The organism is Psychrobacter sp. CX18 (assembly GCF_057396215.1).
Window position 1 is genome coordinate 116004 of the sequence record NZ_JBXYJH010000012.1, and the last position, 19603, is coordinate 135606.

Here is a 19603-nt window from a genome sequence, read left to right on the forward strand (position 1 = left end):
GTATCGTTAAATAACGGTATTTAAGAACTTAGTTAGCTTTATAAGCAATCTCTTCAACACTCATTATTAAGGAATAATATTATGACATTATTTAAACGGACTCTATTATCTCTCACTATAGGCATCACTGGTATATCACTGGTGGCCTGTACTCAACCTGATGCAGACAACAACGACGCCCAACCAACGGAAAACCAAAGCGAGACAACGAGTGAATCGGCAACAACAGACTCTGTAGAAAATACCAAGCCCGGTGAAGGCATTAGTGCTCAAGCATTCCAAAGCCCCATTGCTGAAGAGACATTTCAAACGATGGTCTTAAATCAAGCCATGCGGGACTTAGGATATGACGTTGAGCCTATTAAAGAGGTAGATTATAGTGCAGGATATACGGCTATTGCCTCGGGTGATGTCGACTATATGACAGTTAATTGGTATCCGCTTCATAATGATATGTATGAAAATGCGGGGGGTGATGACAAGTTTTATCGTGCTGGACATTACATCGAAGGTGCCGCACAGGGCTATTTGATCGATAAAAAGACCGCTGAGGCACATGGTATCACCAACCTTTCTGATTTTGCTAAGCCCGAAATTGCCAAACTATTTGATACCGATGGCGATGGTACTGCAGATTTGACAGGCTGTCAGGCTGGTTGGGGTTGTGAAGCGGTTATTGAGCATCAGTTAGACGCTTATAAACTTCGTGATACCGTGACTCATAACCAAGGGCAATATGCAGCTATTATTTCTGATACTATCGCTCGCTATAATGAAGGACAACCCGTCTTTTATTACACTTGGACGCCTTATTGGGTGTCAGGAAAACTGGTACCTGGTGAAGATGTTGTGTGGTTAGAAGTACCCTTTACAGCAAATCCTAATTCGGATGACACAACCGCACCAAACGGCAAAAACTATGGCTTTGCAGTCAATAGTGAGCGCGTGGTCGCTAACAAAGCGTTTGCTGATGCAAATCCAGCAGCAGCAAAACTTTTCGAAGTGGCCAAACTTCCTTTGAATGCGGTTAGTGAAGAAAATATGCTGATTGCCAACGGTGAGGACTCTCAAGAACAAATCAAACAGCACGCTCTAAACTGGATTAAAGCCAATCAAGACACTTACGATAGTTGGTTAGAACAAGCACGTGCCGCTGCTATCTAAAGGCATTTATATTTTTTAAATGATCAGATTTTTAAATGACCAGATTGTTAAATGACGGCAACTTTCAATAACGGGGTCTGGTAGCAGACTCAATAAACAATTTATAAAAAAAGGGATAACATCAGTTATCCCTTTTTCAGGTGTTTATTATCTAACCCCACTCTTTTTTTAGTCATTATTTAACAAATCCAATCATTTTTTTATCTTTTTTTAATCCGCTATGAATGATAATATGAAATTTTTTACAATTCTTATGTTGTATTCTTATTATAGGGCACTAAAATGTCTCACAACTTACTATTTACAGGTAACTCATCATGTTATTGACCTTATTAAAAGGCAAAATCCATCGTGCCCGTGTCACCCATGCTGACTTACACTATGAAGGCTCTTGTGGGATTGATAGTGATTTACTAGATCTAGCGGGCTTTCGTGAAAACGAATCTATTGATATCTATAATGTGACTAACGGTAAGCGCTTTCGCACCTATGTGATTCGTGCAGAAGCCGGCTCAGGCATCATTTCATTAAATGGTGCGGCAGCTCATATGGCAGATTTAGGGGATATTGTTATTATCTGTGCTTATGCCCAAATGGATGAAGCAGAAGCGGATACTCATAAGCCCAAGTTAGTGTATTGCAATGAAGACAATACAGTTAAAGACACTGCAAATACCATCCCTGTGCAAGTTTCCTAATTTTCGTAACGGTAAAGTCCTTTTGTGGTAAAGGCCATGTTCAGTTAAATTTAAGTGACTAATACGTTGCGTAATTCAGTTTAAGACAAATGTAGCCTGATCCTATTTATCTATATTTTTACCAATATTCTTTACCAATATAATTTATCAATAACTTTAAAAAAAGCTAAGCCCTATCCAAGCTTAGCTTTTTTTTGAGTCATGTTTTTGAGTTAAGGTTTTCAGTTATAAATTATCTAGGTAATAATCTCAAAAGCAGTTAATCCAGGGTAAAGATAGCTGAGAACTCACTACTAACTATTTTCTTATCTGTTATTTATCCTATTATTATCTTAGAAGTACCCACCGCTCGAGATAAATACCTTAACTATTTATCATGTTAATCAATACATTCATACAATTACTGTTTATTTTGGAGAGTTTAGATGGGGCTTGCTGTCCTTGCTGTCATTATTGGCCTTATCGTTTTGGTTTGGAGTGCAGACACTTTTATCGATGGTGCAACGAATCTAGCCGTACGTTTTAATGTTCCCAGCTTCTTAATTGGTGTGGTGATATTAGGCATCGGTACCTCTGCCCCAGAAATGGTAGTCTCTGCATTAGCAGCCTTGTCAGGCAGTCCCGGTATTGCCCTAGGTAATGCCTATGGCTCTAATATTTTAAATATAACTTTAGTATTAGGCACAACGGCACTGATTAGCCCGCTGTTAATTCGTAAAAATGTGTTGCGTCACGATTTGATGCTACTCATAGGGGTGACTGCTTTAGCCGCTTGGCAGTTAGCGGATGGGGCGCTGTCTTTTAATGATGGCGTGGTATTAATTGCGGCACTTTTTGTCGTTATAGGTCTTCAGATATATTTAACCCTTCGTAATAATATTAGCGAAGAGATTAAACCTGAGTCTCAAATCAATACCAGTAAGGCATTTATTACTTTAATAGTGGGTTTAATACTGTTGATTGCCAGCTCTCAGTCCATAGTTTGGGGCGCGGTTCAATTGGCGACCTTGTGGGGAATAAGTGAGCTGATTATTGGCTTAACCATTGTTGCTATTGGTACCTCGCTGCCTGAGTTAGTCGCTAGCGTCACCGCTGCAAGGCGTGGCGAGCATGATATGGCATTGGGCAATGTTATTGGGTCCAATTTATTCAACACATTGGGCGTGGTCGGTATCGCTGCCATAATAAGCCCGATGCAACAGATTGAGTCAGACGTTTTATCACGTGATATGGTGATGGTCGGTGTAGTGACGCTGTTATTATTTGTACTCGCCGTGGTTGCTTATAACCGTCAAGGAAAAATGAATCGTGGTAGTGGCTTAGTACTGATTTTAACCTTTATCGGTTATTCAATATGGCTTGGTATGTCTACACTATAAATTATATCCTTTTTAAAGATGCCACCTTTTCTATGAAATTACATATCCTTATCAGGCTCACTAAACCTACTATTTACAACGACTGCACTTGACTTAGATGATGTCAACTTATACATCAGCTATTAGATATTTACCCCGTACTCAACTTATTAAAATTCACTGTAGGCTGGTGCTTCATCCCAGCAAATCAAGACCTTTAATGAATAATGCTGGGCTAAAGCCACAGCCTACATTAAGAGTTGAGAATGAGGTAGATATTTATAAAAAAACAGCCCCATAATAATAAGGGGCTGTTTTAGCTAAAAGCGGACTTAAATTAGCAAGTTTATACTAGATATTATTTGGACCTAAGCATGAAAACATAGATAAAAACGATAACGCTAACTGATAACTGATAACTGATAACTAGAAACGGTAGCCGAGCTTAATACCCACCGCATATCCTGTCCCATCATCAAACTTAGCTAAGGTTCTATCTGATAAGCTCTTATCAATCGGTAATTTGGAGTAAGCTGTACCCCCTTCAAACCACATATATTGTGCACCAGCAGAGACACTAAAATTATCGGTCATATCGTAACTACCACCAAGCGCTAGCGTCTTGATTGAATCATAAGGGCCTAATAAACTTAAAGGCTCTCCCGTACCTGAGTCATACCCTGCTCTAATTTCACCAGCAAACTTCGGTGTGAACTGTTTACCAAGCGCCAACTCTACGCTATAGGCATCTTTTCCATATTCAGCTAAAGGCTCACCCACCACAGAGGTAATCGCTTCGGGGGCAATCTCAAATGTTGTCCACTCAACCCAACGAGCATTTAACATACCGAGTAGTTGATACTTTTCACTTAAGCCAGTTTGGAAATCAAGGTTTACTGATTGTGGGGTTTTAAACCTTAAATTAGTATCTCCAAAGGTTGCAGGTACGGGCTGTGAGGCCCCTAATTGGTTATAATCAACAGGCTGTCCAAGATTTACCAGTAAGTTCTCAGTTGCTTGAAGATCGTGCTGTCCTTCACCGCGCCATGTTACTGCAGCTCTTAACATAATTTCTGGTATTTCATAAGCCACCCCTACTACAGGTATTAAGGTGTCACTCTTATCTTTAATTTCTAGATCATAATAAATGGGCAAACCTTCAAAATTTTGTGCTAACTGTAAAGACCCTTCAGCTTCTTGATATTCCATCCCGCCATAAAGCCACAAGTTGTCTGCAACTTTACCACCGCCTAATAAGGTTAAACCACGAGTATCAACTCTTGCTTCAGTTGTGCCCATATTATTATTAAACTCATTACCAGAGGGATATATCGTATCAACCCCAAAAGGCTCGTCATATATCAACGCTAAAGCGGTATTTTCAGTAGGAGCAACCTTAACTGCCGCACCAAAAATATTAAAATCATCCATCATATCGTCAATTTTCTGATTTTGCTCTGGATTTTCAATACCGCCTGCGACATCTGTCCCTTCAATTTTAGGATCGACATAAGCATAAGAAAGCTCAGCATAATTGCCCTCTTCAAACAAGGGTAAAATGGATTGTTTGCTATATTCTAGGCCTGATGCATGGGCGGCAACCGTAGTGACCACACTTGAAGCAATAGCAAACTTGATAGCGTTTTGAAGCGTCTTTTGAGACATGACAGTTCCTTTGTCAATGACAGTTGAAGTGTAAAGTATGTTTAAATTAAATACTTATCTTACTGTATTGTCAATAAATTGTTTATTTTAATTATGTTTCTGTGACTAAAATAAACGCCAATAATACATTCAATTTATAGTCATTATATTAAGCCGTATAAAGGTCTGTTAGGATTAAAATGTAGATAAGTTATTTTATTTGTCTGTAAAAATAGCCTGTCTTTTTTCTTTGAACGCCAATATCCCTTCAGCTTTATCCTCAGTGGACGCTAGCAAAGAAAATGCCTGACGCTCAAAATTCATCGCAGACTCTAAGCCCATTTCTAATCAAACCAGCAACCAGTCTATTTATTCAGCCCTATTATTTAATCCTATTTCCTATTATTTACAGTACCTAAAGCTTGGCCGCCAATTCCGCACCATCACGAATGGCGCGTTTGGCATCTAACTCAGCAGCCAACTTCGCGCCGCCGATAATATGATACTGGGTTTTGCCTTTTTTCACGGCTTTGCCTTTTTTAGACGCTTTGGCATCGGATTTTTTGACATCAGTCACTGCAGGCATCAAGTCATTGACCGAGACTTGACCGGCACATACCACGATCGTATCGACTCGTAATAACTGACTGTGTCCTTGAGGCGTAGTAATCCACAAACCCTCATTTGTCACTTTATCATAGGTCACTCCAGGCATTTGAATTACCCCATGCGATTTAATGTGCGCGCGATGTACCCATCCCGTGGTTTTATTAAGGCCTTTACCCAAACGATCACTTCGGCGCTGCATGAGATATACTTGACGAATCGGAGTGATGGCTTCGGGTTTAATCAGTCCGCCATCTGTCTGATAGTTGTCTTCATCGTTGACACCCCACTCTTTTTTCCAGTCTGCTACAGACTGAGGCTCAGGACGATAACTGGGATCTTTCAAGGTTTCAGGCCCCAATTCATGTAGCGGCTGACCATGACGTGCCGTTAGGTACTCACTGACATCGAAGCCAATACCCCCGGCACCAATAACTGCGACCGTATCGCCCACGGCTTTTTCACCGGATAGTAGTTCAGCATAGCTGATGACTTTCGGGTTATCAGCCCCTTCAAGCTTGCCCTCTAAGCTACGTGGCACGACACCAGTGGCAACAACGACATGATCATAGTCAGACTTATCGAGCATCTCTTTGGTAACTTTGGTGTTAAGCTTGATTTCTACCCCGTTATGGTTCAATTCAGTGAGGAAATAGCGGGTCGTCTCAAAGAACTCTTCTTTACCTGGGATAACTTTGGCATAATTGAACTGACCGCCCAAAATATCTTTGGCTTCATACAAAGTTACTTTATGACCTCGTTTAGCTGCAATAACGGCAGTTGCCATACCGGCCACGCCACCACCGATCACCGCTACCGACTTCGGCGACTTGGTTGGTTCATACGTTAATTCAGTTTCATAACAGGCTTGCGGATTGACCAGACAGGTAGAACGTTTGTGCTCAAAGGTATGATCCAGACATGCTTGGTTACACGCAATACAAGTATTAATACGGTCTGATTGACCATTTCTGGCTTTATTAACCCAGTCAGGATCTGCTAAGAACGGACGCGCCATTTGGATTAGGTCGGCTTTTCCTGAGGACAAGACCTGCTCGGCAGTTTCTGGCATATTGATACGATTGGCCGCCATAACAGGAATCGAGACGTGTTTTTTGACCTCAGCTGTATAGTCGACAAAGGTGGCTCTAGGCACACTAGTGACAATGGTCGGAACGCGGGCTTCATGCCAACCAATGCCGGTATTAATAATAGTCACACCGGCCTCTTCAAGTGCTTTGGCAACGGTAATGACCTCATCCATGACATTGCCATCTTTTACCAAGTCCATAACCGATAGGCGGAACACGATAATAAAGTCGTCACCTACTGCCTTACGAACGGCACGCACGATCTCTAATGGAAACTTCATACGACCTTGGATATCGCCACCGTATTCATCTGTACGTTGGTTCACGTGACGGGACAAAAACTGATTAAGCAGATAGCCTTCAGAACCCATCACTTCCACACCATCATAACCTGCCTGCTTGGCAAGAACGGCTGAACGGGCATAGTCTTCAACAGTGCTCTGGATATTTTTGACACTCATTTCGCGCGGTTTAAAGGGCGAGATTGGGGATTTGAACGGGCTCGCTGATACCACAAAAGGATGATACCCATATCGACCACTGTGTAATATTTGCATCACTATTTTACTCTCATGGCGATGTACCGCTCGAGTAACACGCTGATGGTTTATCACATCGAGCTTGCTATTCATGGTGCCGCCTGCGGGCAGCAACCAGCCTTCTCGATTGGGTGATATGCCACCAGTAATCATCATTGCCACACCGCCTTTTGCACGCTCCGCAAAGTAGGCAGCAAGCTTGCCGTAGTTGTAAAAGCGGTCCTCTAATCCAGTGTGCATAGATCCCATAACGATGCGGTTTTTTAGCGTCGTATGACCTAGGTCTAATGGTTCAAATATATATGGATAAGGGACAGTGGTAGCAGCAATATCCTTGGACTGATGATTAGCCTTGTTATTTTGAGATGTTTGATGAGCGGTAGCGGCAGCTGCCATACGAATATCCTTATTAATAAAGTAATGACTAGGGTCTGTCGACTAGGTCACAGTTAATAAATCAGTGAGAACGATCTATGAGAATAATGTACTATTTAGCATGAATGCTTAAAAAAATAATAGTGTTGACCAAACAATTTCAGTTAACATATACTCACTGAATGTCTTAATCACAAATAATACCGTATCATAAGCCTATTTAGATTGGTCATGCAAAGGTTAAGCCATGACCGAATAGACACTTATAAGCCACATTGTAAACATTTGATAAAGGAATATCATCTATGACTGACTTCAGCTCTGGTCTTGGCAAAACAGACGCCAACTATCAACCGATAACACCTATCCAGTTTATCACTCGCGCAGCCACTGTCTATCCCCATAAAACCTCGATAATCTACGATGATCTAACGCATTCACCCGTTACTTATACCTGGTCTGAGACGTATAAGCGTTGTCGCCAATTGGCTCATGGATTAAGGCTTCTAGGTATAGGAAAAGATGACACGGTTGCGATTATGGCCCCCAATACCCCCACTATGGTTGAAGCCGCTTTTGGCATACCGATGGCGCAAGGGGTCTTATGCACTCTAAATACTCGGTTAGATATTAATGCGCTTACCTTCTGCCTCCAACACTCCGAAGCCAAGTTACTCATTATAGACAGCGAATACGCACATCATGTTGAGCTTATTGAAGAGGCTTTTCCTAACTTAATTATTATCCATGCGACTGATATGGCTGTTGCGGGCGTTGAGCCTTTTGGCAAAATGAGCTATGAGGCGCTTATACAATATGGGGAGTTTGACAACCAGCAAGCTATCTTAGAGTTTGACAATACCCTATATCCTACGGACGAATGGGATGCCATTTCACTCAATTATACGTCTGGCACTACAGGTAGGCCTAAAGGGGTCGTCTATCATCACCGAGGTGCTGCCTTAAATGCCGTATCCAATATCCTAGACTGGGACATGCCTAAGCATAGCACTTATCTATGGACACTGCCTTTATTTCACTGTAATGGTTGGTGCTTCCCTTGGACCATTGCAGAGCGTGCAGGCATAAACGTCTGTCTACGCAACATTGATGCGGATCTTATCTTAAAGCTGATTGCTAAATATGAGATTACTCATTATTGTGCAGCGCCAATAGTACATAATATGATTGCCGCTGCAGACGAGTCGTTGAAACAAGCTATTAGCCATAGTGTGAATGGCTTTGTCGCCGGTGCGCCCCCGTCGGAAGCTATGCTTGAGAAGATGGAAGCCATGAACGTCAACATCACCCATGTTTATGGCCTCACTGAAGTGTATGGCCCTGTTACCATTTGTGCTGAACATGACGAATGGCAAGATTTAGCGGTTGAAGAACGTGCTGCTAAGAAGTCCCGTCAAGGGGTGGTGTCGCATCTGATGACAGGGTTTGAGGTTTTCAAACAAGGTACTAATGAACCTGTTGCGGCAGATGGCACGACCATGGGGGAGCTTGCCTTAAAAGGTAACATGGTCATGAAAGGCTATCTTAAAAATCCGAAAGCAACTGCAGACTCTTTTGCAGGCGGTTGGTTTCGCACTGGGGACTTAGGCGTGAAATATCCTGATGGCTATATCAAAATCATGGATCGACTCAAAGACATAATCATCTCCGGTGGTGAAAATATTTCTAGTATTGAGGTTGAAAATGTATTGTACCGTTTGCCCGAGGTTGATAGTTGCGGAGTTGTCGCGGCGTCTAATGAGAAGTGGGGTGAGGTTCCTGTAGCATTTATTGAAATAGCAGAAGGAGCGACTTTGACGAGAGATCAAGTCATTGAACACTGTCGTCAGCATCTGGCGAAGTTTAAAGTACCCAAGCACATTATATTCGCCGAATTACCAAAAACCAGTACCGGTAAAATCCAAAAATTTGAATTACGACAAGCAGCGCAATCTATGGCAATGCAAGAGCCTAAGGTCAAACATTAGCTATAGTCATAGCCTGACTAAAGAGTTACGGTGTTAACCTCACTAAGCCTACTATAGTAGTACTTGCGCTCGGTTGCCTTGTATCTCATTTAGTTGCCTATGACTATATATAACAATACCAGTCTAACCTGAATTCGGAACAATTCATTCCTATTTAACTTTGGAAAGGTTAGCTCCCTTCCTTTTCCAAAGGAAGGGTTGGGGATGGATTTTTTAACCCAAATAAAAACAATGGCTTGCAAAAACTCTTATCCCGAATTCAGGCTAGCCATATAACACTGCTAGCCTAACAATTCAGGACTTACGATTTATTAAAGGCCGTAGTGATTTGTCGCCATCTGTTAAAAACCTTTCAACATTGCATAAAAAAGCCAGCTATTAAGCTGGCTTTTTCACGGATATAATTAATCGAGGATTTCAAACTAAATCGCTAGTCAACTATGAAGGATGAACTTTGTCTAATGTTTCTTTAAAGCGTTCAACGGCGCCATCCACATCCGTCAGCTTATCTAAGCCAAATAGGCCGATTCGGAACGTTTTGAATCCTTCTGGCTCATCCACTTGTAACGGCACACCCGCAGCAATCTGCATGCCTTGACTAGCAAAAGCACGCCCTTTGTGCATCTCCTCATCTTGGGTATAGCAAACCACGACCCCTGGTGCTTGATAGCCTTCCGCGGCCACACTTTGAATACCACGATCTTCTAGCAGATCACGGATACGATTTCCCAGTTCCCACTGAGCTTCTTTTAGTGTTTCAAAGCCTACTTCTTTTGCTTCAAGCATCACATCACGGAAGATACGCAGCCCGTCGGTTGGCATGGTTGCATGATACGCATGACCACCATTTTCAAAAGCTCGCATGATGGTGAGCCACTGCTTAAGATCTAAACTAAAGCTATCAGACTCTGTCGCTTCAACTTCAGCGACTGCCTTATCATTCATCATAACGAGGCCCGCACATGGTGTACTACTCCACCCTTTTTGTGGTGCAGAAACCAAAACATCGATATCCAGCGCTTTCATATCTAACCAGATACAGCCAGAAGCGATACAGTCGATTACCAATAAGCCACCAACGCTATGCACCGCATCTGCCAACTGTTTAATATAGTCATCAGACAATATCATACCCGACGCCGTTTCCACGTGAGGTGCGAATACCAGCGCTGGCTTTTGCTCTTTAATAGCCGCTACAACGTCTTCAATAGCCACTGGTGCGAAGGGTTGGGGCGCGCCCTCTTCGGCTTCTGCCTCTACAGGATGTGCTTTTAGAGCGGCAACTGACTTGGCAATTTTTCCTTTTTCCAAAATTTGTGTCCAGCGATAGCTAAACCAGCCATTACGTATGACCATACAATCTTTATCAGTCGCCAATTGACGGGCAATCGCCTCCATTGCAAAGGTACCAGACCCTGGAACAATGGCGACAGCGTCTGCGCTATAGACTTCTTTTAAGTTGCTTGATAAGTCGATCATAACTTGTTGAAAAGCTTTAGACATATGATTTAAAGCGCGATCAGTATAGACCACTGAATATTCTAGTAATCCATCTGGATCAACATGGGGAAGTAATGCAGGCATACCGACTCCTAATTTTATTTATATGAACTTGATAAGAACTTGTATATATTGGGTTATTTGTTCTGATATCAGCCAAAGTACTGGCTATTTGATGCCTACTAAGTATAGCCTTAACTCGACGGCGAGTACAACTTATCAGCCCTTTTATCCTAACCCTATCGACTTATACGGCCCCTTAATACAAAGTTAGAGAAAGAACTGAATACAAAAAAGACCAACTTATAGAAAGCTGGTCTTAGATAAAACTTATAATTCACCAAGCATATTAGTACAACAGAACTAGTCTTCAATCTTCTGTTGAATATAGTTTTCGATACCCACATCGCGTATTAAGTCTTGCTGAGTATCTAACCAATCTTGATACTCTTCATTACCATCTTTAAGACTGGTTAACAGCTTACGTGACACATAGTCTTGCTTTTGCTCACACAAAGTGATCGCATCGGCAATGATTTGGTATTTTCTGTCTTCAAGTCGCAAGTCACATTCAATCATTTCAGCGACATTTTCACCGATCAGTAACTTACCATAGTCTTGTAGATTTGGTAGACCCTCTAATAGCAGTATACGTTCGATTATTTCGTCTGCCCATTTCATCTCTTTAATTGATTGCTTATAGAACATCTCATTAAGCTCTTCTATATCCCAGTTTTTTGCAATACGGGCGTGCAAAAAATACTGATTAATCGCAATCAATGCTTGTCCTAACACCTTATTTAAGGCTTGGATAACCTCTTTATCACCCTGCATAATCTTCTCCACTTAGTCCATTTATCTAGTTTATTAGCTTCATATTGTTAGACTCGTATTTACGATTCGTCGTCTGATACGTCAGCTATTTGACTTTGTAGATAGTTTTGCAGACCGATCATATCAATTAAACGCAACTGCTGCTCTAACCAGTGCGCGTGGTCCTCTTCGGTATCTTCAAGTTGCTCCACTAGCATATCACGTGTGACATAGTCACGCTCCTGCTCACAAATTGCGATACCCTCTTTAAGATGCTGTTGTACTTTGTATTCAAGCTCAAGATCAAGTCGTAACATTTCAGGAACTGTGGTGCCGACTTTAATCTCATCCACCGACATATCAGGCTTACCGCCAATCATTAATAAACGGCGAATAATGGCTTGAGCGTGTTGAGTCTCATCATGCATTTCATGATGGATGCGATCATACAATTTGCCATAGTTCCATTCACCATACATTTCTGAATGGATAAAATACTGGTCACGAGCACCAAGCTCTCCACCCAATAGGAAGTTTAAATAATCTATTACTTTTTGACTGCCTTGCATACTATGTACCTTTTTTAATACCAATAAATTTATTCAATAAAACAAGTTCAATTAAGGGGTGTCGAATCAACCCTAATAACCTCTGCTCTCATAATCTCTATAAGTCATTTAAATAGCTAAATGTTTACATAGCTGAATGTTTCCATAGCTAAATGAAACAAACTTAAATGTAATCAAACTCATATTCAATCTGATGATGTTATATAGCATAACAAAACTTAGAAAGATTCACAGTTGTCTTTAGAACAGAGAATGAAGGTGCAATCACGAATAAGAAACACTTGCACTTAAGCGCACTTAGGATTAACCGATAAAGAGAAACATACTAAGACCGAAAACATCAAGCCCTGTACATCAATCAGGAAGCCGCAAACCAAAAAAAAGTGCTTAACATTAAAAGGTTAAACACTTTATTTAATCAATCAATTAAGATAGAAAGGATTATTATGATTACACAGCATACGCCAATTGATTGACTACATCACGATCAATATTCATCGCATGATGGTCATCTATGAAGTCTTTAACCATTGGCTCACAGCAGCCACAGCAAGTTGCCACATCAAGGGTTTCTTTCAGTGCTTCCATAGAATCAATACCTGATGCCAAAGCGGCCTTAATTTGGCGGTCTTTCACATTGTTACATATACAAACGACCATTTCAGAATCCTTTTTTATCGTATTCCAGTGGTTACCAATGCTCTATATGCTTCTGCTATTTTCGCCACACTCGCTAAGCATAGCTCGATTAACATTAGTAATTTAAATCATAATTATTTAATTTGTTAATACGTATGATAACGATAATAGTTCTTGTTTACAACATTTTTTTTGACTATTTTAAATTAATGAAACACCTTACAATATTTCAAAAAAAAGGACCAAGCAGCGCTTAGTCCTTACGAAAATCTGTATTCACAGGTGAAAATGGTTTGTTTTTTTAAAACAGCGTAATATCAGCTTATGAATACAGTGTCTTATTTACCTGCTTTTAAGTCAGTACGCACTTTATTCACGAGATAATTGACGACCTTGGGTACTTTCTCACTCTCACCTTGTACCACATATCTACCATGCACGACAACAGCAGGAACCCCTGTTAACTGATAACGCATAGCACCTGCTTTAGAGCGAGCTACCTTGGTGCTGACAGCAAAAGAGTTGTATAAGCTGTTAAATTTCTTTTGATCCAAACCTTGGCTGGCATACCATTTAGATAAAGAGCTTTGGTCAAATAAACGCTTATTGTCTTTATGAATAGCGTCGAATAGCTTATTGTGAGTTTGGCTTTGATATCCCATCAGTTGTGCTGCGTAAAATCCGCGAGCATTTGCCTCCCAAGTGGGGTTAAGCGCCGCTGGAGATTCTAAAAATACCACATCATTAGGTTTGCTCTTAGCCCATTTCTGCATATGCGGATTTAAAGCGTAACAATGTGGACAACCGTACCAAAAGAACTCACGTACGATGATTTTGTCACCACTAATTTTTTCTGGATTATCTAACACTCTATAGTCTTTACCTGCGACATAGTTCTCTGCATTTGCTGGCATTGAGGCAAAACTAATAGCCGCTACTAATGAGGCTAAAGCAAAAGAGGGCAAACTAAAACCTCGTTGAGAATAAGACTTCATTGTAATTCCTTAAGAAAATTTTAAATATGATGGGTTGGATTTAGATTTTTCGACTCATTACCGATTCCCCGCTACTAATAAAAACAGCAAACTATTGCATACTGCGACTTAAATATAATGCGACCAATAGTATACAATTATGGTAATGATAACGTATTTGATTATAATACCGCATTTGATAAGGTTCTGTGAACTATTAGCCTTGCTAAAACCTTAATTAATGGTTTGACATGCGTTATTAAATGCTCACAACGTTTAATGTAGATACCCTTAAATCATATATCGAATTTTAAACGAATTTTAAATGATGAGAGCATAGATTTGATTTATGCTTTATTAAAAATAGTACGCTAGGATACAACTTAAGCATCTTTTAGGCTTAACTAACTTTGAGACTTAACCGACTTTGAGATAAGTGTAGTTACATCGAAATCTTTAATTTGCATAGCTTTAATTTACATAGCTTTAATTTACATAGCTTTAATTTACATAGCTTTAATTTACATAGCTTAAACTTACATAAAAAATTGTCATGTATACCGTTTTCTTTTTATATATTAGAGTCAATTTGACTAAAAATGTCTAAAAATCCTTTTATATTCTAATGCAGCCGAATAACTTAAGAGATACCCTATTTTCTTAAGCTAGCTTATGAAGCATGGTAAGATAGGGTCAGTCTCAATAATATCGAATACTTGTTTTGAATGCCTATGCGTTAATTATTTATCAAAGATGTTTTACCCAAAATCATACTTATAATATTCTTTAGTTTAGGAATGCACATGACTCAGATTCAGACAGATTTCAACGCCGATAAAGATACTCATAATCATACTCAGACTCAGACTCAGACTCCCCTCGCCGCTTCAAAGACCCCTATCGTAGAAGACACTACTTTAGACAACGATTTAGACAACGATTTAGACAACTCTATAGACAATAACTTAGACAGCTCTTTAGACAAAGATTTGGACAGCAATGTCGATATGAGTGAAGTCGGTAAATTTACTCAACTTGCCAGCCAATGGTGGGACAAGCAAGGCCCCTTCGCCACCTTGCACCAAATTAACCCACTACGGTTAAATTGGATTGAGGAAAATGTCAGTCGTTATATGGGAAGTGGTCTGACCGGTAAAAAGGTATTAGATGTTGGCTGTGGAGGTGGTATCTTAACCGAATCAATGGCGCGCCGAGGAGCTGATGCAACGGGGATTGATTTAGGAGTTGAAAACTTAAAAGCGGCCAGTGTCCATGCCAAGCAAAGTGGGTTAACTGACACCCTGAGATACCAGCATATTGCGATTGAGCGTCTGGCTAAAGAACAACCTGAAAGCTTTGATGTCGTGACGTGTATGGAGATGCTTGAGCACGTGCCAGATCCCAGTCAAATTGTACAGGCCTGCTTTGATCTGTTAAAACCGGGCGGCGTCTGCGTATTATCCACCATTAACCGTAACCCCAAATCATACCTATTTGCTATTATCGGTGCTGAATACGTCTTAGGGCTATTAGACCGAGGCACTCACGATTATGCAAAATTTATCACTCCAGCAGAGCTTGATAAAATGGCTATCTCTGCTGGATTTAATCGTTATGACTTAATTGGTCTGCATTATAATCCTATTACCAAACGCTATTGGCTGGCACAAAACGTCGATGTCAATTATATGATGGCAGTCGTTAAGCCCGCTTAACCACTACAACTAAAACATTAATAAGTATAAAATTATGTCCACTCATTATATCAAAGCCGTCCTATTCGACTTAGATGGCACCTTAATAGATACCGCCGCAGACTTTGTTCGTATCATTAAGCGAATGTCAGATCAAAATGGCTGGCAAGTCCCCTTAAGTGATGCTATCCGCGAGCAGGTATCAGTAGGGGCTGGGGCTATGGTCCGCCTCATGCTTGAGTTTAATAGTCAGCCTATAGATGATGAGACGTTGGGGCAGTATCGTCAGCAGTTTTTGGACGAATATGAGGCAGATATCTGTGTCGATAGCGTCGTTTTTTCAGAGATTAATGCGTTACTAGCGTTTTATGATCATAACAACATACCTTGGGGCATAGTCACTAACAAACCACGCCATTTAACCCTCAAGCTATTAGAGGCTCTAAATTTAGAAGAGCGTTGTACAGTGGTGGTTTGTCCAGATGATGTTCGTAATACCAAGCCTGACCCTGAGCCCTTATATTTAGCGTTAGAAAAGCTTGAGCTTCCTCGTGGTATTGCCAACAGTGTCATTTATGTCGGTGATCATATTCGGGATATTCAAGCAGGTGCAGCAGCAGGTATGACCACTGTATTAGCCAGTTACGGCTATATACCCCCAGAAGATCAAAAAGACTTGCATCTTTGGGGAGCAGACTATATCGTCAAATCCCCAAAAGACTTGGTTAAGCTGTTACGCTCCAAAGAGTTTGATTATCTATAAATGATTTATTAGGGCCTGTTGAACAGGTATTATCGCTATTAAAAGATACGTTAATTTTAAAATTTAGTATGACAACCAAAGTAGTATAATTATGACTGACGACGCTTCAAACGCTTTAAAAATCTTAAATCACGACCAAATTCGACACTTTATGCCAACGCCAAATTGCTTAGAAGGTAAAACCATCTTAGTCACAGGCGCAAGTGACGGTATCGGGCGAGTTGCCGCCTTAACCTATGCAAAATATGGAGCAACCGTACTGCTACTTGGGAAAACACTCAGTAAACTCGAAGCCGTCTATGATGAGATTGAAGAGGCGGGCGGTAAACAACCTGCCATAATGCCACTAAACCTTGAGACTGCTAGCTATAGCGATATGCAAAAATTAGCTAACCTGATTGAAACTGAAATCGGTGAATTACATGGTGTACTTCATAATGCGAGTGTTTTAGGCGCATTAACCCCATTAGAGATGTACGATATTGTGACCTTCGAGCAGGTCATGCGTGTGAATACAACGGCTACTTTTATGCTCACTCAAGTGTTGATGCCATTAGTTAAAGCGGTAAATAATGGCTCGTTTGTATTTACCACCAGCTCTGTCGGCACCCATCCTAGAGCGTTTTGGGGTGCTTATGCTTTATCTAAACAAGCTGTCGAAGGGATGAGTGATATTTTCACTCAAGAAACCAAAAATACCACCAGCCTGCGCTTTAACTGTATTAATCCTGGTGCGACCCGTACCAATATGCGTGCCCATGCCTACCCTGGTGAAGATCCAATGTCGTTAAAGACACCGGAGGATATCATGCCTGCCTATGTGTGCTTGATGAGTGATGCCAGCATTGGGGTACGTGGGCAAGTCATCGCACTGCAACCCAAATAGCTTTCTAGGTAGATAATAGAATAGATCATTAGCCAGATAATTGAATTAAGAATTAAGTAGAAAATTAAATTAAAAAGAATATAGCTTGCTATCGCATATCCTTGAAATTATCTGCCCATGTCTCTATTTATATAATCTAGTTGTAGATAGATAGGAGTTGCTATGGCCGGAGGATGGGCGCGTGATGGCGCAGAACATGAGCAAATGGATGCTACTGTTAACGACGCCTTAGAGCGTGCTAGACGAGCGCTTCCAAAGGGGGACAGTTTAGAGTATTGTGAAGAGTGTGGAAACGCCATTCCTGAAGCACGTAGGCTGGCGCTGCCTGGCGTCGAATACTGTGTCAGTTGTCAAAGTGAGCTTGAAGCATACACTAAATCTCAAGAACTCTTCAACCGCCGTGGCAGTAAGGACAGTCAGCTTCGCTAATATGATTATAGCCGATTAGATGGCTATTAGAGGTTTAGCACTAAAGTTGTCTCTACTACCAATACTGAAGACTTAAGGCTAATGTTTAGCAGGGCTTTAAAAGAGAGTGTATTCAATAATACGAACGATATCCGAATTCACCCACCGATGACTTTCGTTACTAAAAAGTAAAAGGTTGCCAAGTTTAAGAGCAAGGCTGCTAAAGTAAAATAGCCATCTTTGGTAATCAAACCAATTGCAAATAAAATAATTGAGCTTGCAGGAATCATGACTGCAAAGGGGAGCGCTTCAAGCGGTATCATCGACAGCGCCGCAAAGGTACATACCACCGCAATAACTTTCTTAGCATTATCGGTAGAGAGCTGCTCAAGACGCGGTTTAGATACCTTGTCAATTTTCTGAGTTACTTTAGAGGCGATAGACACCCCTTTTTCAAGCTTTTCCTTTTCAAAATCGATCTTATTCACAAAGTTCGGTAGCCAAGGATTACGTTTACCAAAGATCATCTGAACACTTAATAGCGTAATAATAATACCGCAGACCGTGGGAACTCCAGGAATACCACCTGTCGGCATAACGGCTATCAACGCTGGACCAAATAATAACGGACCAAAACCTCTTGATTCAAGAGTATCCATAATATCGCCGATACTTGCTTTACCGTTTTCATCTTTAGGATCTATTTTGTTTAGTACTTCGGTTAAGCGCTTCGATGATGAGTCTTTATCATTGTTTTGATTGTCGTTGTTTTGATTGGGTTTGGTCCTATTATCATTGTTTTGAAAATTATTTGAGTGTGTATCGTTGCCCATACTACGTTTTAGCCTTTTTAATTAAATGTGAGCTATAAATAAACTAAAGCGTTAAGAAAATTAGGGGTCTGTTAATACCATAAAACCATGCCCTAAAGTGCGTTTAACAGACCATTTTTTCTATCGGCATCTACATAACATGTCTGAGCCTATAACCTATATATACACAGCTAGTTATTCACTATCTTCCTCGTCAGGAACAAATACATAACCGACGCCCCAAACCGTTTGAATATATCGAGCTTGTGAGGGGTTGTCCTCAATCAAACGACGTAGACGGGAAACTTGCACATCAATAGAGCGCTCCATTGCGCCCCACTCACGGCCGCGTGCTAAATTCATCAATTTGTCACGAGTCAACGGCTCACGCGGGTGTTGTACCAAGGCTTTTAATACAGAGAATTCACCCGTCGTCAGCGTCACTAGGTTGCCATCACGCTTAAGCGTCCGCGTCGATAGGTCCAGCGTCCAAGGGCCAAACTGAACGACTTCGACTTGTTGTGACGGCGCGCCTGGCAGTTCACGGCTATGCCGACGTAAAACAGCTTTAATACGAGCTAACAACTCTTTTGGGTTAAAGGGTTTGGGTAAATAGTCATCTGCACCTGCTTCAAGACCCGCAATACGATCACTGTCTGAGCCTTTTGCCGTCAACATAATGATGGGGATATCACTATTGTCTTCACGCAAGCGCTTACAGATACTAATACCATCTTCACCTGGCAGCATCAGATCTAACACCACTAGGGAAAACAGCTCGCGCTGCATAAGCTTGTCCATTTGACTGCCGTCATGGGCGGTGCGTACCACAAAGCCATCATCTTCCAGAAAGCGCTGTAAGAGTGAGCGTAGGCGTGCATCGTCATCGACCACTAATATACGGTGGGTCAAGCTATCAGTATTGTTTATTTTATTGTCCGACATACTTTGTATCCTTTTACTTAGGGTTTATGGAATAAAATACCCTTTAATCAGTTTATGCCTATTTGATTGGTTTTTTAGTTTGCACTTATTCATTATGACAGTCTATGAACTATTCATTTAGACAGTCTATTTCAAAT

Annotated in this window: 18 protein-coding genes; 8 read left to right on the forward strand and 10 right to left on the reverse strand. The window is 41.0% G+C overall.

What is annotated here, in order from left to right:
• Positions 1 to 81 precede the first annotated feature (81 nt).
• The 3 genes from proX to AC2SLT_RS10520 all read left to right on the forward strand — a co-directional run bounded on the left by proX (position 82) and on the right by AC2SLT_RS10520 (position 3241).
• Positions 82 to 1164 (forward strand): glycine betaine/L-proline ABC transporter substrate-binding protein ProX, encoded by a 1083-nt coding sequence (gene proX, locus AC2SLT_RS10510; protein WP_486547604.1) that lies wholly within the window; start codon positions 82 to 84, stop codon positions 1162 to 1164.
• A gap of 317 nt (positions 1165 to 1481) precedes the next feature.
• The gene (gene panD, locus AC2SLT_RS10515) at positions 1482 to 1862 is read left to right on the forward strand and encodes an aspartate 1-decarboxylase (RefSeq protein WP_486547605.1); all 381 of its coding nucleotides are present in this window, start codon (positions 1482 to 1484) and stop codon (positions 1860 to 1862) included.
• Between the two features lie 425 nt (positions 1863 to 2287).
• A complete protein-coding gene (locus AC2SLT_RS10520; RefSeq protein ID WP_486547606.1) occupies positions 2288 to 3241 on the forward strand; it encodes a calcium/sodium antiporter in 954 nt (317 codons plus the stop codon).
• A gap of 405 nt (positions 3242 to 3646) precedes the next feature.
• Here AC2SLT_RS10520 and AC2SLT_RS10525 read toward each other — a convergent pair whose 3' ends face one another.
• The 3 genes from AC2SLT_RS10525 to AC2SLT_RS10535 all read right to left on the reverse strand — a co-directional run bounded on the left by AC2SLT_RS10525 (position 3647) and on the right by AC2SLT_RS10535 (position 7496).
• The gene (locus AC2SLT_RS10525; protein ID WP_486547607.1) at positions 3647 to 4885 is read right to left on the reverse strand and encodes an outer membrane protein transport protein; all 1239 of its coding nucleotides are present in this window, start codon (positions 4883 to 4885) and stop codon (positions 3647 to 3649) included.
• Between the two features lie 195 nt (positions 4886 to 5080).
• Positions 5081 to 5206, reverse strand: a complete 126-nt coding sequence (locus tag AC2SLT_RS10530; RefSeq protein WP_486547608.1) for a hypothetical protein — start codon at positions 5204 to 5206, stop codon at positions 5081 to 5083.
• Between the two features lie 73 nt (positions 5207 to 5279).
• The gene (locus AC2SLT_RS10535; RefSeq protein ID WP_486547609.1) at positions 5280 to 7496 is read right to left on the reverse strand and encodes a 2,4-dienoyl-CoA reductase FMN-binding domain-containing protein; all 2217 of its coding nucleotides are present in this window, start codon (positions 7494 to 7496) and stop codon (positions 5280 to 5282) included.
• Positions 7497 to 7780: 284 nt separating this feature from the next.
• Here AC2SLT_RS10535 and AC2SLT_RS10540 point away from each other — a divergent pair, with 284 nt between their 5' ends.
• Positions 7781 to 9463: an AMP-binding protein gene (locus AC2SLT_RS10540; protein WP_486547610.1), complete on the forward strand. Its 1683-nt coding sequence runs from the start codon at positions 7781 to 7783 to the stop codon at positions 9461 to 9463.
• Positions 9464 to 9901: 438 nt separating this feature from the next.
• On the opposite strand, the gene AC2SLT_RS10545 is transcribed toward AC2SLT_RS10540, so the two are convergent.
• The 5 genes from AC2SLT_RS10545 to AC2SLT_RS10565 all read right to left on the reverse strand — a co-directional run bounded on the left by AC2SLT_RS10545 (position 9902) and on the right by AC2SLT_RS10565 (position 13979).
• The gene (locus AC2SLT_RS10545; RefSeq protein WP_486547611.1) at positions 9902 to 11047 is read right to left on the reverse strand and encodes an aminotransferase class V-fold PLP-dependent enzyme; all 1146 of its coding nucleotides are present in this window, start codon (positions 11045 to 11047) and stop codon (positions 9902 to 9904) included.
• 279 nt (positions 11048 to 11326) lie between these two features.
• Positions 11327 to 11797: a bacterioferritin gene (gene bfr, locus AC2SLT_RS10550; RefSeq protein WP_486547612.1), complete on the reverse strand. Its 471-nt coding sequence runs from the start codon at positions 11795 to 11797 to the stop codon at positions 11327 to 11329.
• Between the two features lie 59 nt (positions 11798 to 11856).
• On the reverse strand, positions 11857 to 12345 hold the full coding sequence (gene bfr, locus AC2SLT_RS10555) for a bacterioferritin (protein WP_486547613.1): 489 nt from the start codon (positions 12343 to 12345) through the stop codon (positions 11857 to 11859).
• A gap of 450 nt (positions 12346 to 12795) precedes the next feature.
• A complete protein-coding gene (locus AC2SLT_RS10560; RefSeq protein ID WP_486547614.1) occupies positions 12796 to 13005 on the reverse strand; it encodes a (2Fe-2S)-binding protein in 210 nt (69 codons plus the stop codon).
• 317 nt (positions 13006 to 13322) lie between these two features.
• Positions 13323 to 13979 (reverse strand): thiol:disulfide interchange protein DsbA/DsbL, encoded by a 657-nt coding sequence (locus AC2SLT_RS10565; protein WP_486547615.1) that lies wholly within the window; start codon positions 13977 to 13979, stop codon positions 13323 to 13325.
• Positions 13980 to 14761: 782 nt separating this feature from the next.
• Here AC2SLT_RS10565 and ubiG point away from each other — a divergent pair.
• The 4 genes from ubiG to AC2SLT_RS10585 all read left to right on the forward strand — a co-directional run bounded on the left by ubiG (position 14762) and on the right by AC2SLT_RS10585 (position 17730).
• The gene (ubiG, locus tag AC2SLT_RS10570) at positions 14762 to 15673 is read left to right on the forward strand and encodes a bifunctional 2-polyprenyl-6-hydroxyphenol methylase/3-demethylubiquinol 3-O-methyltransferase UbiG (RefSeq protein WP_486547616.1); all 912 of its coding nucleotides are present in this window, start codon (positions 14762 to 14764) and stop codon (positions 15671 to 15673) included.
• Positions 15674 to 15707: 34 nt separating this feature from the next.
• A complete protein-coding gene (locus tag AC2SLT_RS10575; RefSeq protein WP_486547617.1) occupies positions 15708 to 16415 on the forward strand; it encodes an HAD family hydrolase in 708 nt (235 codons plus the stop codon).
• A gap of 91 nt (positions 16416 to 16506) precedes the next feature.
• The gene (locus tag AC2SLT_RS10580) at positions 16507 to 17301 is read left to right on the forward strand and encodes a YciK family oxidoreductase (RefSeq protein WP_486547618.1); all 795 of its coding nucleotides are present in this window, start codon (positions 16507 to 16509) and stop codon (positions 17299 to 17301) included.
• A gap of 162 nt (positions 17302 to 17463) precedes the next feature.
• Positions 17464 to 17730, forward strand: a complete 267-nt coding sequence (locus AC2SLT_RS10585) for a DksA/TraR family C4-type zinc finger protein (RefSeq protein WP_486547619.1) — start codon at positions 17464 to 17466, stop codon at positions 17728 to 17730.
• Positions 17731 to 17867: 137 nt separating this feature from the next.
• Here the strand turns inward: AC2SLT_RS10585 and AC2SLT_RS10590 are convergent, their stop codons facing one another.
• Together AC2SLT_RS10590 and ompR are read right to left on the reverse strand one after the other, a co-directional pair.
• Positions 17868 to 18542 (reverse strand): exopolysaccharide biosynthesis protein, encoded by a 675-nt coding sequence (locus AC2SLT_RS10590; protein WP_486547620.1) that lies wholly within the window; start codon positions 18540 to 18542, stop codon positions 17868 to 17870.
• Positions 18543 to 18716: 174 nt separating this feature from the next.
• On the reverse strand, positions 18717 to 19466 hold the full coding sequence (gene ompR / locus AC2SLT_RS10595; protein WP_486547621.1) for an osmolarity response regulator transcription factor OmpR: 750 nt from the start codon (positions 19464 to 19466) through the stop codon (positions 18717 to 18719).
• Positions 19467 to 19603 lie beyond the last annotated feature (137 nt).

Coding starts and splice junctions, on each gene's coding strand:
- AC2SLT_RS10580 (WP_486547618.1), top strand. CDS start 16,507: ATGACTGACGACGCTTCAAACGCTTTAAAAATCTTAAATCACGACCAA.
- panD (WP_486547605.1), top strand. CDS start 1,482: ATGTTATTGACCTTATTAAAAGGCAAAATCCATCGTGCCCGTGTCACC.
- proX (WP_486547604.1), top strand. CDS start 82: ATGACATTATTTAAACGGACTCTATTATCTCTCACTATAGGCATCACT.
- AC2SLT_RS10585 (WP_486547619.1), top strand. CDS start 17,464: ATGGCCGGAGGATGGGCGCGTGATGGCGCAGAACATGAGCAAATGGAT.
- bfr (WP_486547612.1), bottom strand. CDS start 11,797: ATGCAGGGTGATAAAGAGGTTATCCAAGCCTTAAATAAGGTGTTAGGA.
- AC2SLT_RS10540 (WP_486547610.1), top strand. CDS start 7,781: ATGACTGACTTCAGCTCTGGTCTTGGCAAAACAGACGCCAACTATCAA.
- AC2SLT_RS10590 (WP_486547620.1), bottom strand. CDS start 18,542: ATGGGCAACGATACACACTCAAATAATTTTCAAAACAATGATAATAGG.
- AC2SLT_RS10560 (WP_486547614.1), bottom strand. CDS start 13,005: ATGGTCGTTTGTATATGTAACAATGTGAAAGACCGCCAAATTAAGGCC.
- AC2SLT_RS10545 (WP_486547611.1), bottom strand. CDS start 11,047: ATGCCTGCATTACTTCCCCATGTTGATCCAGATGGATTACTAGAATAT.
- AC2SLT_RS10525 (WP_486547607.1), bottom strand. CDS start 4,885: ATGTCTCAAAAGACGCTTCAAAACGCTATCAAGTTTGCTATTGCTTCA.
- AC2SLT_RS10535 (WP_486547609.1), bottom strand. CDS start 7,496: ATGGCAGCTGCCGCTACCGCTCATCAAACATCTCAAAATAACAAGGCT.
- AC2SLT_RS10520 (WP_486547606.1), top strand. CDS start 2,288: ATGGGGCTTGCTGTCCTTGCTGTCATTATTGGCCTTATCGTTTTGGTT.
- AC2SLT_RS10565 (WP_486547615.1), bottom strand. CDS start 13,979: ATGAAGTCTTATTCTCAACGAGGTTTTAGTTTGCCCTCTTTTGCTTTA.
- AC2SLT_RS10530 (WP_486547608.1), bottom strand. CDS start 5,206: ATGGGCTTAGAGTCTGCGATGAATTTTGAGCGTCAGGCATTTTCTTTG.
- ubiG (WP_486547616.1), top strand. CDS start 14,762: ATGACTCAGATTCAGACAGATTTCAACGCCGATAAAGATACTCATAAT.
- ompR (WP_486547621.1), bottom strand. CDS start 19,466: ATGTCGGACAATAAAATAAACAATACTGATAGCTTGACCCACCGTATA.
- bfr (WP_486547613.1), bottom strand. CDS start 12,345: ATGCAAGGCAGTCAAAAAGTAATAGATTATTTAAACTTCCTATTGGGT.
- AC2SLT_RS10575 (WP_486547617.1), top strand. CDS start 15,708: ATGTCCACTCATTATATCAAAGCCGTCCTATTCGACTTAGATGGCACC.